13 protein-coding genes are annotated in these 13782 nt (G+C 64.5%); 11 read left to right on the top strand and 2 right to left on the bottom strand.

The annotated features are described in order from the left end of the window. Nucleotides 1–13: 13 nt before the first annotated feature. The 8 genes from frr (at nucleotide 14) to fabZ (ending at nucleotide 8896) form a co-directional block, all read left to right on the top strand. Nucleotides 14–577 carry a ribosome recycling factor gene (gene frr, locus V5279_RS24630; RefSeq protein WP_166295940.1) on the top strand — a complete coding sequence of 188 codons (564 nt, stop codon included), beginning with the start codon at nucleotides 14–16 and terminating at the stop codon, nucleotides 575–577. A gap of 21 nt (nucleotides 578–598) precedes the next feature. Next, nucleotides 599–1357, top strand: a complete 759-nt coding sequence (locus V5279_RS24625) for an isoprenyl transferase (protein ID WP_166295937.1) — start codon at nucleotides 599–601, stop codon at nucleotides 1355–1357. Beyond that, entirely contained in the window at nucleotides 1354–2202 is an 849-nt protein-coding gene (locus V5279_RS24620) for a phosphatidate cytidylyltransferase (RefSeq protein WP_338688743.1), read from the top strand. Before V5279_RS24625 ends, V5279_RS24620 begins: the two co-directional genes overlap by 4 nt. Nucleotides 2203–2206: 4 nt before the next feature. Continuing rightward, nucleotides 2207–3433, top strand: a complete 1227-nt coding sequence (gene dxr / locus V5279_RS24615) for a 1-deoxy-D-xylulose-5-phosphate reductoisomerase (protein ID WP_338688741.1) — start codon at nucleotides 2207–2209, stop codon at nucleotides 3431–3433. 43 nt (nucleotides 3434–3476) lie between these two features. Continuing rightward, entirely contained in the window at nucleotides 3477–4628 is a 1152-nt protein-coding gene (gene rseP / locus V5279_RS24610) for an RIP metalloprotease RseP (RefSeq protein ID WP_338688739.1), read from the top strand. A gap of 175 nt (nucleotides 4629–4803) precedes the next feature. Next, entirely contained in the window at nucleotides 4804–7344 is a 2541-nt protein-coding gene (gene bamA / locus V5279_RS24605; protein WP_166295925.1) for an outer membrane protein assembly factor BamA, read from the top strand. A gap of 32 nt (nucleotides 7345–7376) precedes the next feature. Beyond that, nucleotides 7377–8438 carry a UDP-3-O-(3-hydroxymyristoyl)glucosamine N-acyltransferase gene (gene lpxD, locus V5279_RS24600; protein ID WP_166295922.1) on the top strand — a complete coding sequence of 354 codons (1062 nt, stop codon included), beginning with the start codon at nucleotides 7377–7379 and terminating at the stop codon, nucleotides 8436–8438. After that, the gene (gene fabZ / locus V5279_RS24595) at nucleotides 8438–8896 is read left to right on the top strand and encodes a 3-hydroxyacyl-ACP dehydratase FabZ (RefSeq protein WP_029080806.1); all 459 of its coding nucleotides are present in this window, start codon (nucleotides 8438–8440) and stop codon (nucleotides 8894–8896) included. The genes lpxD and fabZ overlap by 1 nt, the downstream gene beginning before the upstream one ends. A gap of 74 nt (nucleotides 8897–8970) precedes the next feature. Here fabZ and V5279_RS24590 read toward each other — a convergent pair whose 3' ends face one another. Beyond that, a complete protein-coding gene (locus tag V5279_RS24590) occupies nucleotides 8971–9294 on the bottom strand; it encodes a KTSC domain-containing protein (protein WP_338688734.1) in 324 nt (107 codons plus the stop codon). Between the two features lie 137 nt (nucleotides 9295–9431). On the opposite strand from V5279_RS24590, the gene lpxA reads away from it, so the two are divergent. The 3 genes from lpxA to lpxB are packed head-to-tail and all read left to right on the top strand — an operon-like array spanning nucleotide 9432 to nucleotide 12281. Beyond that, nucleotides 9432–10226: an acyl-ACP--UDP-N-acetylglucosamine O-acyltransferase gene (gene lpxA, locus V5279_RS24585; RefSeq protein WP_338688732.1), complete on the top strand. Its 795-nt coding sequence runs from the start codon at nucleotides 9432–9434 to the stop codon at nucleotides 10224–10226. 19 nt (nucleotides 10227–10245) lie between these two features. Beyond that, nucleotides 10246–11103, top strand: coding sequence for an LpxI family protein (locus V5279_RS24580; RefSeq protein ID WP_338701372.1), 858 nt, complete (start codon nucleotides 10246–10248; stop codon nucleotides 11101–11103). Beyond that, nucleotides 11103–12281, top strand: a complete 1179-nt coding sequence (lpxB, locus tag V5279_RS24575; RefSeq protein WP_338688730.1) for a lipid-A-disaccharide synthase — start codon at nucleotides 11103–11105, stop codon at nucleotides 12279–12281. Before V5279_RS24580 ends, lpxB begins: the two co-directional genes overlap by 1 nt. Nucleotides 12282–12463: 182 nt before the next feature. Here the strand turns inward: lpxB and gltA are convergent, their stop codons facing one another. After that, nucleotides 12464–13765, bottom strand: a complete 1302-nt coding sequence (gene gltA, locus V5279_RS24570) for a citrate synthase (protein WP_029080813.1) — start codon at nucleotides 13763–13765, stop codon at nucleotides 12464–12466. Nucleotides 13766–13782 lie beyond the last annotated feature (17 nt).

Below are 13782 nucleotides of genomic sequence, written 5' to 3'. Positions count from 1 at the left end.
AAGGGAGAAGGTCATGGCCGCAGCTGGTTTTGACATCAACGACGTGAAGCGCCGCATGCAGGGTGCCACGCAATCGCTCAAGCACGAACTCGGAGGTCTGCGCACCGGCCGCGCCGCGGCCTCCATGCTGGAGCCGGTCCAGGTCGAGGCTTACGGCTCGCATATGCCGCTCAACCAGGTTGCGACCATCAGCGTACCCGAGCCGCGCCTGCTCTCGGTGCAGGTCTGGGACAAGACCATGGTGAAGGCGGTCGAAAAGGCGATCGTCGATTCCAACCTCGGACTGTCGCCGGCGACCGAAGGTCAGGTGCTGCGCCTGCGGATTCCCGAGCTCAACGAGGAGCGCCGCAAGGAGCTCGTCAAGGTCGCGCACAAATACGCGGAGGCAGCGAAGGTCGCCGTGCGCCATGTGCGCCGCGACGGCCTCGACGTCATCAAGAAGCTCGAGAAGAATCACGAGATCTCCGAGGACGATCAGGAGCGCCTGTCGAACGAGGTGCAGAAGGCGACCGACGGCATGATCGCCGAAGTCGATCAGCTGCTTGCCGCCAAGGAGAAGGAAATCCTGACGGTCTGAAGGCGCTACGGAAACCAGCCGATGTCGAACGCTGCCGCCCCAGCAACTGACGGACCGGATCGCTCCGGTGCTCCGTTGCATGTGGCGATCATTATGGACGGCAACGGGCGCTGGGCGGCGTCGCGCGGCCTGCCGCGCGTCGAGGGCCATCGCCGCGGCGTCGAGGCGCTGCGCCGCGTGGTGCGTGCGGCCCATGAACTCGGCATCGTCTATCTCACGATCTTTTCCTTCAGCTCGGAAAACTGGTCGCGGCCGGCGAGCGAGATCGGCGATCTGTTCGGCCTGTTGCGCCGCTTTATCCGCAACGATCTGGCGACGCTGCATCGTGACGGGGTGCGGGTGCGCGTGATCGGCGAGCGGGACGGGCTCGACCCCGACATCTGCGCGCTGCTCAACGAGGCCGAGGAGCTGACCAGGAACAACGACAAGCTCAACCTTGTGGTCGCTTTCAACTACGGTTCGCGGGCGGAGATCGCCGCCGCCGCGCGGCGCCTTGCGCGCGAGGTCGCCGAAGGCAAGCGCGACGCCAACTCCATCGATGCTGACACGCTCGGCCAATATCTCGACGCGCCCGACATTCCGGATCCCGATCTGATCATCCGCACCAGCGGCGAGCAGCGTCTGTCGAACTTCCTGATGTGGCAGGCCGCTTACAGCGAATTGGTATTCGTGCCGATTCACTGGCCGGATTTCGACAAGGCCGCGCTCGAAGGCGCGATTGCCGAATACGGCAAGCGCGAGCGCAGGTTCGGCGGCCTCGCTGCGAAAACCGGCTCGTGACCGAGGGCGAAGCCGCACCGGCGGCAGCGAGCGAGCAGGGATCGCGCAATCTCGTCATGCGCGTGGTTGCGGCGCTGGTGCTGGCGCCGCTCGCGATCGCACTGGCCTATCTGGGTGGCGTCGCCTGGTCGCTTCTGGTGACGCTGGCGGCGGTCGGATTGTTCGCCGAATGGCTTGTTGTTACCGGCCTCGGACGCGAGCCCCGCGTCGTGGTGCCGGGCGTCGTCGCGCTGCTGCTTGCCGGACTTGGCCTGATGGCGGGTCGGATCGATGTCGCCCTGATCGTGCTCGCCGTCGGCGCTGTCGTTGTCGCCCTGACGTCGGGCGCGCGGCGCAACTGGGCCGTTGCGGGATTGCTCTATGCGGCGGGGGCCGAGGTCGCATCGGTGCTGCTGCGCCTCGATGCGGCGAAGGGATTCGCCGCGCTGATGTTCGTATTGCTGATCGTGTGGGTCACCGATATCGGCGGCTATTTCGCGGGCCGCAGCATCAGCGGACCGAAGCTCTGGGTGCGGGTCAGTCCGAAGAAGACCTGGGCCGGCGCCGCCGGTGGTTTCGTCGCAAGCCTGCTCGTTGCCGCCGGCTTTGCCGCCTTCGAGATCGGCACGACCGGGCCGCTGCTGTTGCTCGGCGCCGTGTTGTCGGTGGTTTCGCAGCTCGGCGATCTCTTCGAATCCGCGGTGAAGCGGCGGTTCGGCGTGAAGGATTCGAGCCACATCATTCCCGGCCATGGCGGCCTCCTGGACCGCCTGGACGGATTTGTCGCGGCCGTCATTGTGGCGGCGATTTTCGGCTTTCTCCGTGGTGGCGCCGATGGCGTCGGGCGCGGTCTTATGGTTTGGTGATGAGATGAGCGCAGTTCCGTTGCGTAACAACAAGGCCGCGGCGGCATCCGCCGCGCGGACCGTGACCGTCCTCGGTGCCACCGGCTCGATCGGCGACAGCACGATGGATTTGCTGCGGGGCGCGCGCGACCGCTACCGGGTCGAGGCGCTGACCGCGAACAGCAATGTCGAGGGACTGGCGAAGCTCGCCAAGGAGTTCGGCGCGCGGTTCGCCGCCATTGCCGATCCTGCCAGGCTTTCCGAACTGAAGGACGCGCTCGCCGGAACCCGGATCGAATGCGGGGCCGGGGAGAGCGCCATCATCGAAGCGGCCGCGCGGCCGGCCGAATGGGTGATGGCGGCGGTCAGCGGCGCGGCCGGACTAAAGCCGGCGCTTGCCGCGGTCGATCGTGGCGCCACCGTCGCGCTCGCCAACAAGGAATGTTTGGTCTGCGCCGGCGATATCTTCATGGAGCGGGCCAAGAAGGCCGGCGCCTGCATCCTGCCGGCGGACTCCGAGCATAATGCGCTGTTCCAGGCGCTGGCTTCCGGCAATCGCGAGGAACTGACGCGGGTGATCATCACCGCGTCAGGCGGGCCGTTCCGCACCTGGGCCCCCGCCGACATCGAGCAGGCGACGCTGGAACAGGCGCTGAAGCATCCCAACTGGAGCATGGGGCAGAAGATTACGATCGATTCCGCCTCGATGATGAACAAGGGCCTCGAGGTGATCGAGGCGTCCTACCTTTTCGCGCTGGCGCCCGACGAGATCGACGTGCTGGTGCACCCGCAGTCGATCATCCACGGCATGGTCGAGTTCTCCGACCGCTCGGTGGTGGCCCAGCTCGGCACGCCCGACATGCGGATCCCGATCGCGCACTGCCTGGGCTGGCCTGATCGCGTCGTCGGCCCGTCCGCCAAGCTCGATCTCGCCAAGATCGGCCAGCTCACCTTCGAGGCGCCGGATTTCCAGCGCTTCCCGGGGCTGCGACTGGCCTACGAGGCGCTGCGGAGCGGGCACGGCGCGACCACCGTGTACAATGCCGCGAACGAGGTCGCGGTCGCAGCCTTCATCGCCGGCAAGATCAAGTTCGGCGCGATCGCCCGGCTGGTCGAGGCGACAATGAACGATTGGATCAGGTCGGGGAATCAGCCACCACTGCACTCGGCGGATGATGCGATTTCCGTTGACCATATCGCGCGAAATAAAGCTGCCGCCCTATTGCCTCAAATTGCCTTAAAGGCAACCTAGAGGGTTGGGGACGGAGCCTCTGGCTCTTGTCGAGGGAAATCGAATGCCCGAATTTTTTCTTCATTATTTCAATGCGTTGAGCCACGGGCTCATCGGCTATATTGTTCCCTTCCTATTCGTCCTGACGATCGTTGTCTTCTTTCACGAGCTTGGCCATTTCCTGGTTGCGCGCTGGGCTGGCGTGAAGGTGCTGACCTTCTCGCTGGGGTTCGGGCCGGAGCTTGCCGGCTTCAATGACCGGCATGGCACGCGCTGGAAGCTCTCCGCGATTCCGCTCGGCGGTTACGTCAAGTTCTTCGGCGACGACAGCGAGGCGTCGACGCCGTCGACGGAGACGCTCGCCTCCATGACGGCTGAGGAGCGCCAGGGCAGCTTCCACCACAAGTCGGTCGGAAAGCGCACCGCCATCGTCGTCGCCGGTCCAGTGGCGAATTTCATTCTCGGCGCCCTGATCTTTGCGGGTATGGCGCTCTATTACGGCAAGCCGAGCACGATCGCGCGGGTCGATGGTCTGGTCGCCGAGAGCGTCGCCGCGACCTCCGGCTTCAAGGTCGGCGATATCGTCGTGGACATCGACGGCAGCGCGATTCAAAGCTTCGCCGACATGCAGCGGATCGTAGCTTCGAATGCAGGGTCAGCTCTTGGGTTCAAAGTGAAGCGGGATGGCCAGATTGTCTCGCTCACTGCCACGCCGGCGCTCAAGGAGGTCAAGGACCCCTTCGGCAATGCCCACCGAATCGGCGTGCTCGGAATCGAGCACAAGGCTCAGACTGGCGAAGCAACCAGCGCCTCCGTCGGCGTTCTGGAAGCCCTGAAAATCGGTGTCGAGCAGGTTTGGTACATCATTGCCAGCACCTTCAAGTTCCTCGGGTCGCTGTTCGTGGGAACCGGCAATCCGGGCGAGGTGAGTGGGGTCATCGGAATCGCAAAGCTGTCCGGTCAGGCCGCGAGCGCAGGTTTCCAATTCGTTGTGAACCTTTGTGCCATCCTGTCGGTCTCGATTGGCCTCTTGAACCTGTTCCCGATCCCGCTCCTGGATGGCGGCCACCTGCTGTTCTACGGCGCGGAGGCGCTCCGTGGACGCCCGCTGTCGGAGCGGACGCAGGAGGTGGGTTTCCGAATCGGGCTGGGTTTGGTCCTGATGCTGATGGTGTTTGCGACGTATAACGACATCCTCAGGATCGCCGGGTCCTAAAGCGGGCTTTTCTGTGGCGTTGCCGATGAGCAACGTGTTGGTACGAAAATGGAAATGTTCGGCAGTAGTAAGTTTGCCCCCTTGGCAAAACTGGTTACAAGCTGGGCGGTAGGTTGGGAATCTGTCGGGGCGTTGGGGAACGATCCGGCATCGCTAAGATAAGGGCGCGCAGCGCATGATGTTTGGAATGCGAGTGAGGGGGGGGCTGTTCGCCGCCTTGGTCATGTTCGCCGTGCCGGTGGCTGCCACCTTGGCGGCCGTAGCTGTTTCTGCGCCTGCGTATGCGCAGACCGTCGATTCGATCACGGTGGAGGGGAATCGCCGCGTCGAACTCGAAACCATCCGCTCCTATTTCCATCCCGGACCGGGCGGTCGGCTGGGCCAGGCCCAGATCGACGACGGCCTGAAGGCGCTGATCGAGACCGGTCTGTTCCAGGACGTCCACATCGACCAGCGAGGCGGACGCCTTGTCGTGGTCGTGGTCGAGAACCCGGTGATCGGCCGTGTCGCCTTCGAGGGCAACAAGAAGGTCAAGGACGAGCAGCTCACTGCCGAAGTCCAGTCGAAGCCGCGCGGCACCTTCTCGCGCCCGATGGTCCAGTCGGACGCCCTGCGCATCGCCGAAATCTACCGTCGCTCCGGCCGTTACGACGTGCGGGTCAATCCGCAGATCATCGAGCAGCCGAACAACCGCGTCGACCTGATCTTCGAGGTCAATGAAGGTGTGAAGACCGGCGTCCGGTCGATCGAGTTCATCGGCAACAACGCCTATTCCGCGTCCCGCCTGCGCGACATCATCAAGACCCGCGAATCGAACCTGCTGAGCTTCCTCGGCGGCAACGACGTCTACGATCCCGACCGGGTCGAGGCTGACCGCGATCTGATTCGCCGCTTCTACCTCAAGAACGGCTATGCCGACGTCCAGGTCGTGGCCGCGCTGACCGAATACGATCCCGACAAGAAGGGCTTCCTGGTTACCTTCAAGATCGAAGAAGGCCAGCAATACCGCGTCGCCGCCGTCAACTACACCTCGTCGATCTCAACGCTCGACCCGAACGCGCTGCGCACCTATTCGCGCGTCAATGTCGGCTCGCTCTACAACGCCGAGGCGCTGGAGAAGTCGGTCGAGGAAATGCAGATCGAGGCGTCGCGCCGCGGCTATGCCTTCGCGGTGGTCCGGCCGCGCGGTGATCGCAATTTCGACAATCACACGGTGTCGATCACGTTCGCGATCGACGAAGGACCGCGCACCTATATCGAGCGTATCAATGTCCGCGGCAACAGCCGCACCCGCGACTACGTGATCCGCCGCGAGTTCGATATCTCCGAGGGTGACGCCTACAACCGCGCGCTTGTCGACCGTGCTGAGCGCCGGCTGAAGAACCTCGACTTCTTCAAGACCGTCAAGATCACCACCGAGCCGGGCTCCTCCAGCGATCGCGTCATCCTGATTGTCGATCTCGAAGAGAAGTCGACTGGCGACTTCTCGGTGTCGGGCGGTTACTCGACCACCGATGGCGCGCTGGCCGAAGTCAGCGTGTCCGAGCGCAATCTGCTCGGCCGCGGCCTGTTCGCGAAGGCGTCGGTGACCTACGGCCAGTATGCGCGCGGCTATTCGCTGTCGTTCGTCGAGCCCTATCTGCTCGACTACCGCGTCGCGCTCGGTCTCGACTTCTATCAGCGCCAGCAGCTGTCCAACAGCTACATCGCGTACGGCACAAAGACGCTGGGCTTCAGCCCGCGGCTCGGCTTCAGCCTGCGGGAAGATCTCTCGCTGCAGCTGCGCTACTCGATCTATCAGCAGGAAATCACGCTGCCGTCGACGTTGAACAACTGTAACAACGTGCAGACCCTGCCGGATGGAACGCCGAATCCCGCGTTCAACCCGAGCCCGGCCTATGCGAACCTCAACGGCATCGATCTGACGTCGACCAATGGTCTCGGCTGCTACTTCGACGGCGAAGCCTCGCTGCCGGTTCGCAAGGAGCTGGCGGGCGGCAAGACCCTGACCTCGGCGCTGGGCTATACGCTCAACTACAACACCCTCGACAACAACAAGAACCCGACCGACGGTCTGATCGTCGACTTCAAGCAGGACTTCGCCGGCGTCGGCGGCGACGTCAGCTACATCAAGAGCGCGGTCGACGCGAAGTACTACACCCCACTGGTCTCTGATCTCGTCGGCCTGATCCACGCCCAGGGCGGCATCTTGAACAAGCTCGGCAGCCAGGATCTGCGCATGCTGGATCACTTCCAGATGGGCCCGAACCTGGTCCGCGGCTTCGCGCCGAACGGCATCGGTCCGCGTGACATCAATCCCTACGGCACCATGGACGCGATCGGCGGCACCAAGTATTGGGGCGTGTCGGCGGAACTGCAGATGCCGTTCTGGTTCCTGCCGAAGGAAGTCGGGCTCAAGGGCGCGGTCTATGCCGACGCTGGCGGCCTGTACGACTACAAGGGCCCGACCTCGTGGGCGGCAACCGGCGAGGTCAACGTGCCCGGTTGTATCAAGCCGACGACGAACCCGCCGACTCCGGGCACCTGCCTTGGCCTGAGCTATGACGATAGCAAGGTCGTCCGTACCTCGGTCGGTGTTGGCCTGATCTGGCAGTCACCGTTCGGCCCGCTGCGCTTCGATTACGCAGTGCCGCTGACCAAGGGTGCGTATGACCGCACGCAAGAATTCCGGTTTGGCGGCGGTACGACGTTCTAAGACCGATTGCCGACCGGACTGCGACGGATGGAATGGCGCAGCCGATCTTCTTCAAGAGTCCCCCTTCGTCAACGCTGGCTGAGATCGCCGCGCTGACGAAGGCGCATCTGGTCGACCCCGCAAGGGGCGCGCATAAGATCAGAGGGCTGGCCTCGCTCGACGAGGCCGGTCCGATGCATCTCGCCTTCTTTGACAATCTCAAATATGCCGACCAGCTTGCCGTGACCAAGGCCGGCGCGTGCCTGGTCAGCCCGCGCTTCGAGGCGCAGGTGCCCAAGGGCACGGCCGTGCTGCGGGCCAACAAGCCGTTCCAGGTCTTCGTCGAGCTCGCCCGCGAATGGCACGCCGATGCGCTGCGGCCGCAATCCTGGTTCGATACCGAGGGCATCGCACCGTCGGCGATCATCGATCCCACCGCGCGTCTCGAGGACGGCGTCATCGTCGATCCCTTGGTCGTGATCGGCCCGCGGGTCGAGATCGGCGCGGGCACGATTATCGGCGCCGGCGCGGTGATCGGGGCCGACGTCAAGATCGGCCGCGACTGCAATGTCGGCGCCAAGACCACCATTCAGTTCGCGCTGATCGGCAACAACGTCCTGATCCATACCGGCTGCAATATCGGCCAGGACGGCTATGGCTTCATCTTCTTCGGGCCGGCGGGCCATGTGAAGGTGCCGCAGACCGGCCGCGTGGTGATCCAGAACAATGTCGAGGTCGGCGCCGCCTCGACCATCGACCGTGGTTCCCTGCGCGACACGGTGATTGGCGAGGGCACCAAAATCGACAATCAGGTCCAGATCGGCCACAATGTGACCATCGGCCGGCATTGCCTGCTCGCGGCCCAGATCGGGCTCGCAGGCAGCCTGACGATCGGCGACAACGTCGCGCTCGGCGCCAAGGTGGGAATCAACAACCACCTCAAGATCGGCGACGGTGCCCAGGTGACGGCGATGAGCGCGGTCAAGGACGACATCCCACCCAACGGCCGCTGGGGCGGGCATTTTGCCAAGCCGACCAAGCAGTGGTTCAGGGAAATCATCGCGGTGGAGCGGCTGGTGCGCGACAACGAAACGAAGGGCGAGGGGAAGGAGTGATGGAGGAGGCACCGGTCAAATTCGAGCTGGTGGATATCAACGATATCCTCAAGACGCTCCCGCACCGCTTTCCGATGTTGTTGATTGATCGGGTCGTCAAGATCCGCACCGACTACAGCGGCATCGGCATCAAGAACGTCACCTTCAACGAGCCGCCGTTTCAGGGGCATTTCCCGGACCGCCCGGTTTATCCCGGCGTGATGATGATCGAGGCGATGGCCCAGACCGCCGGCGTGATCGGCATCAAATCCGTCGAAGGCACCGAGAAGCCGCGCGCGGTGTATTTCCTCACCATCGACAAGTGCAAGTTCCGCAAGCCGGTGATGCCCGGCGACACCATCGAGTACCACATGCGCTCGCTCGGCCGGCGCAAGACGATGTGGTGGTTTCACGGCGATGCCAAGGTCAACGGCCAGGTCGTCGCCGAAGCCGATGTCGGTGCGATGCTGACGGATTAGAGCGTTTTCGAGCGAAGTGGACACCGGTTCGCGTGAAGAAAACACCTCAAAACGAGAAGTTCTAGACGATCGAGTCAGGACGTTCGGCAGAGATATCGGCCGTCGGCACCGGCGATCCGCAACACGCGATTGAGGAAGACGCCCATCGACGGCGCGTTCATCAGCGCGTCGAAGGTCTCAGTGGGCACGCCGCAATAGTGCTGGTAGCTGCCCCTGACCGCGACCAACAGCGCGCGCTCGCCTGCGCTGTAACAGACCCGCTGGACGATCGTGCTGCGATTGATATCGCGGCATTCGAAGCTCGAGAGATCGACGGTCGTGCTGTTGCCGAGATCGACCGTCTCCGGGCCGATCGGCGCAGAGAGCAGGCTGAGGATCAGCGCGGCGGCCCGGACCATGGATCGGTTGCGACCTTCTCATTTGCAACAGGCCGTCATCATACGTCACTGGACAGGGCAGGCAAAGTCGCGCTAACGACCGCCCAACTGACAGCATAGCGCTTTGGCGCCATTAACGAATTCCGGACCTGAACTGCATGAGCATGATCGACCCCACTGCGCGGATTGCGGATGGCGCTGTGATCGGGGCCGGCACCGAGATCGGTCCGTACTGCATCATCGGCCCCAATGTCGTGCTCGGCGAGAACTGCAAGCTGATCGCGCATGTCACGATCAGCGGGCATACCAGGATCGGCGCCGGCTGCGTCATCTCGCCGTTTGCCGCGCTCGGCGGACCGCCGCAGGATCTCAGCTATCGCGGCGAGCCGACCCGTCTCGAAGTCGGCGAAGCCTGCACGATCCGCGAGGGCGTGACGATGAACGTCGGCACGATCAAGGGCGGTGGGCTCACCCGCGTCGGCGATCGCGGCTTCTTCATGAACAACAGCCATGTCGGCCATGATTGCATGGTCGGCAATGGCGTGATCTTCGCGACGTCGGCGACGCTCGGCGGCCACTGCGAGATCGGCGACTTCGTCTATATCGGCGGCCTGTCGGCGGTGCACCAGTTCACCCGTGTCGGCTCGCAGGTGATGATCGGTGGCGTTTGCGGCGTGCGCGGCGACATCATCCCGTTCGGGCTTGCCAACGGACAATACGCGGTGCTCGAAGGCCTCAACATCATCGGCATGCGGCGCCGCCAGTTCACCAAGTCGCGGCTGGCGACGGTGCGCGCGTTCTATCAAAAGCTGTTCCACGGCCCCGGCATCTTTGCCGAGCGGCTGGCCTCGGTGCAGCCGCTGGCGGCAGAGGATCCCGCGATCGCTGAAATCCTCGCCTTCATCGAGGGCGGCAAGCTCCGGCCGCTCTGCCTTCCAGCCGACACTGATTGAGCATCGGATGGCCGCCAGCATGACGTCAGCGGCTCCCTCGCTTTCCTCGCCGGTCGGCGTCATCGCCGGCGGCGGCGCCATGCCGTTCGCGGTCGCGGAGTCCCTGACCTCGCGCGGCATCACGCCGGTGTTGTTCGCGCTGCGCGGCGCCTGCGATCCCGCGCGCGCGCAGCGCTTTCGTCATCGCTGGATCTCGGTCGGCCAGCTCGGGCGGGCGACCCGGCTATTCCGCGATGAAGGCTGCCGCGACCTGATCTTCATCGGCACGCTGGTGCGTCCCGCACTGTCGGAGATCCGGCTCGACTGGGGCACGCTGCGCCTGCTCGGCCATGTCGTGCGCGCCTTTCGCGGCGGCGACGATCATTTGCTGTCAAGTGTCGGCCGCATTCTCGAGCAGCAGGGATTCCGCATGGTCGGAATCAAGGATGTCGCGCCCGATCTCCTGATGCCCGAGGGCGCCGTGACGCGCGCGACGCCGGACAGTGCCGCGCTCGCCGACATCGCGCGCGGCCGCGGCGTGCTCGACGCGCTCGGCCCGTTCGACATTGGTCAAGCGGCGGTGGTGATCGACGGGCACGTGGTTGCGGTCGAGGATATCGAAGGCACTGACGGGTTGCTGGCGCGGGTGGCGCGGCTGCGCACCGAGGGCCGGATTCGCGCCAAGGCCGGCCGCGGGGTGCTGGTGAAGGCGCCGAAGAACAGCCAGGACCTGCGCTTCGATCTGCCGACCATCGGTCCGCGGACGGTCGAGGGCGCGGCCGCGGCCGGCATCGCCGGCATCGCCGTGATCGCCGGCAACACGCTGGCCGCCGAACCGCAGGCCTTGATCGAGGCCGCCGACGCCAGGGGGCTCTTTGTCATCGGACTGGCGGGCTGATGCAGGCGCGCCCTCCCAGCACGCCCCGCAAGATCTTCCTCATCGCGACCGAGGAATCCGGCGATCGGCTCGGCGCGGCGCTGATGAAGGTGCTGCGCCAGCGTCTCGGCGATGGCGTGCAATTTTCCGGCGTCGGCGGCCTGGCGATGACAAGCGAGGGTATCACGCCGCTGTTTCCGATCGAGGAACTCTCGATCATGGGCTTTGCCGCCGTCGTGAAGCAGTTGCCGAAGATATTGCGATTGATCCGCCGCACCGCCGATGCGGTGCTCGCTGATGCGCCCGATATGCTCGTCATCATCGACAGCCCGGACTTCACCCACCGCGTCGCCCGTCGCGTCCGCGCCCGCAACCCTGATATCCCGATCGTCGACTACGTCTCGCCGTCGGTGTGGGCGTGGCGGCCGGGCAGGGCGCACGCGATGCGGAGCTACGTCGATCACGTGCTCGCGCTGCTGCCCTTCGAGCCCGAGGAATATCGCAAGCTGCAGGGACCACCGTGCAGCTATGTCGGCCACCCCCTGACCGAGCAATTCGCCTCGCTGCGGCCGAACGCGGAGGAGCAGAAGCGGCGCGACGCCGAGCCGCCGGTGTTGCTGGTGCTGCCGGGAAGCCGCCGCAGCGAGATCAGGCATCATCTGGCGCTGTTCGGCGCGGCGCTCGGTCAGCTCGGCAAGCAAAAATCGTTCGAGCTTGTGCTGCCCACCATGCCGCATCTCGAGGCGATGGTGCGCGAAGGCATCGCGTCGTGGCCGGTCGTGCCGCGGCTCGCGGTCGGTGAGACCGAGAAGCGCGCCGCATTCCGCGTGGCGCGCGCCGCGCTCGCCAAGTCGGGCACCGTGACGCTCGAGCTCGCGCTGTCGGGCATTCCGATGGTGACGGCCTATCGCGTCGGCGCCGCCGAAGCGTTCATCCTGCGCCGTGCGATCCGGGTGTCGTCGGTGATCCTCGCCAATCTCGTGATCGGCAGCGAGATCATCCCGGAATTCCTGCAGGAGGACTGCACGCCGGAGAAGCTCGCGCAGGCGCTGGGCGAGGTGCTCGCGGACACGCCCGAGCGTCTGCGTCAGCTCGTGGCGTTCGCGACGATGGATGCGAAGATGTCGACCGGCGATCAGCCGCCGAGCGTCCGGGCGGCGGACATCGTGCTGGCGACGATGAACGGGCGGCCGGGCTAATCATCGACAACGAGCTTGCCTGCGGCGGCATCCCGCCGAAGCGGTTCCGCTTGCATTGTACGTGCCGGCTGCCGCGTCTTGACGCACTCGCGATCGTAGTTGCGCGGGGCAAACGAAAACGGCGCCATCGGGGATGATGGCGCCGTCTCGGATTCTCTTGAGGATGAAGCTTGCTTGCGAGCTTACTTGCGCTTGTCGATCGTCACATAGTCGCGGCGCGCCACGCCGGTGTAGAGCTGGCGCGGACGGCCGATCTTCTGCTGCGGATCCTCGATCATCTCGCTCCACTGGCTGATCCAGCCGACGGTGCGGGCGACCGCGAACAGCACGGTGAACATCGAGGTCGGGAAGCCCATCGCCTTCAGCGTGATGCCCGAATAGAAGTCGACGTTCGGGTAGAGCTTGCGGTCGATGAAATAGGGATCGCTGAGCGCGATCTTCTCGAGCTCGAGCGCGACCTTCAGCATCGGGTCGTCGCCATGGCCGGTCTCGGCCAGCACCGCGTGACACATCTTCTGCATGATCTTGGCGCGCGGATCATAGTTCTTGTAGACGCGGTGACCGAAGCCCATCAGGCGGACTTCGCTGTTCTTGTCCTTCACCTTGGCGATGAACTCGGGAATCTTGTCGACCGATCCGATCGAGGACAACATGGCGAGCGCCGCTTCGTTGGCGCCGCCATGGGCCGGGCCCCACAGGCAGGCGATGCCGGCCGCGATGCAGGCAAACGGGTTGGCGCCGGAAGAGCCGGCGATACGCACCGTCGAGGTCGACGCGTTCTGCTCGTGATCGGCATGCAGGATGAAGATCTTGTCGAGCGCGTCGGCGAGCACCGGGTTGATCTTGTATTCCTCGCAAGGCACGCCGAAGCACATCTGCAGGAAGTTCTCGGCGAAGGACAGCGAGTTCTTCGGATACATGAAGGGCTGGCCGATGGTGTACTTGTAGGCCATCGCCGCCAGCGTCGGCACCTTCGCAATCATCCGCATCGAGGCGATCATGCGCTGCCGCGGATCGTTGATGTCGGTGGAGTCGTGGTAGAACGCGGCGAGTGCGCCGACGGCGGCAACCATGATCGCCATCGGATGGGCGTCGCGGCGGAAGCCCTGGAAAAAGCGGGCCATCTGCTCATGCACCATCGTGTGATGAATCACGCGATGGTCGAAATCCTTCTTCTGCGCCGGGGTCGGAAGCTCCCCGTAGAGCAGCAAATAGCAGGTTTCGAGGAAGTCGCCGTGTTCGGCGAGTTGCTCGATCGGATAGCCGCGGTATTCGAGGATACCGGCGTCGCCGTCGATATAGGTGATCTTCGACTGGCAGCTGCCGGTCGAGGTGAAGCCGGGGTCGTAGGTGAACACCCCGGCCTGGCCGTAGAGCTTGCCGATGTCGATGACATCAGGCCCAACCGTGCCGCTCAGGATCGGGAAATCGTAATTCTTGTTGCCGATGGTGAGTGTGGCTGTCTTGCTGGATTTTGCGTCCATCGCGATATCCCCGATGA

The sequence above is a fragment of the Bradyrhizobium sp. 26S5 genome, assembly GCF_036923295.1.
Classification (GTDB): domain Bacteria; phylum Pseudomonadota; class Alphaproteobacteria; order Rhizobiales; family Xanthobacteraceae; genus Bradyrhizobium; species Bradyrhizobium septentrionale.
Note: the sequence above shows the minus strand (reverse complement) of the source record. Positions and strands in the feature narration are given on the sequence as shown.

Excerpts from the sequence above, each read along its gene's own strand:
- lpxA (WP_338688732.1), top strand. The coding sequence starts at position 9,432 with ATGAGCATGATCGACCCCACTGCGCGGATTGCGGATGGCGCTGTGATC.
- frr (WP_166295940.1), top strand. The coding sequence starts at position 14 with ATGGCCGCAGCTGGTTTTGACATCAACGACGTGAAGCGCCGCATGCAG.
- dxr (WP_338688741.1), top strand. The coding sequence starts at position 2,207 with ATGAGCGCAGTTCCGTTGCGTAACAACAAGGCCGCGGCGGCATCCGCC.
- rseP (WP_338688739.1), top strand. The coding sequence starts at position 3,477 with ATGCCCGAATTTTTTCTTCATTATTTCAATGCGTTGAGCCACGGGCTC.
- gltA (WP_029080813.1), bottom strand. The coding sequence starts at position 13,765 with ATGGACGCAAAATCCAGCAAGACAGCCACACTCACCATCGGCAACAAG.
- V5279_RS24580 (WP_338701372.1), top strand. The coding sequence starts at position 10,246 with ATGACGTCAGCGGCTCCCTCGCTTTCCTCGCCGGTCGGCGTCATCGCC.
- lpxD (WP_166295922.1), top strand. The coding sequence starts at position 7,377 with ATGGCGCAGCCGATCTTCTTCAAGAGTCCCCCTTCGTCAACGCTGGCT.
- fabZ (WP_029080806.1), top strand. The coding sequence starts at position 8,438 with ATGGAGGAGGCACCGGTCAAATTCGAGCTGGTGGATATCAACGATATC.
- V5279_RS24590 (WP_338688734.1), bottom strand. The coding sequence starts at position 9,294 with ATGGTCCGGGCCGCCGCGCTGATCCTCAGCCTGCTCTCTGCGCCGATC.
- bamA (WP_166295925.1), top strand. The coding sequence starts at position 4,804 with ATGATGTTTGGAATGCGAGTGAGGGGGGGGCTGTTCGCCGCCTTGGTC.
- lpxB (WP_338688730.1), top strand. The coding sequence starts at position 11,103 with ATGCAGGCGCGCCCTCCCAGCACGCCCCGCAAGATCTTCCTCATCGCG.
- V5279_RS24625 (WP_166295937.1), top strand. The coding sequence starts at position 599 with ATGTCGAACGCTGCCGCCCCAGCAACTGACGGACCGGATCGCTCCGGT.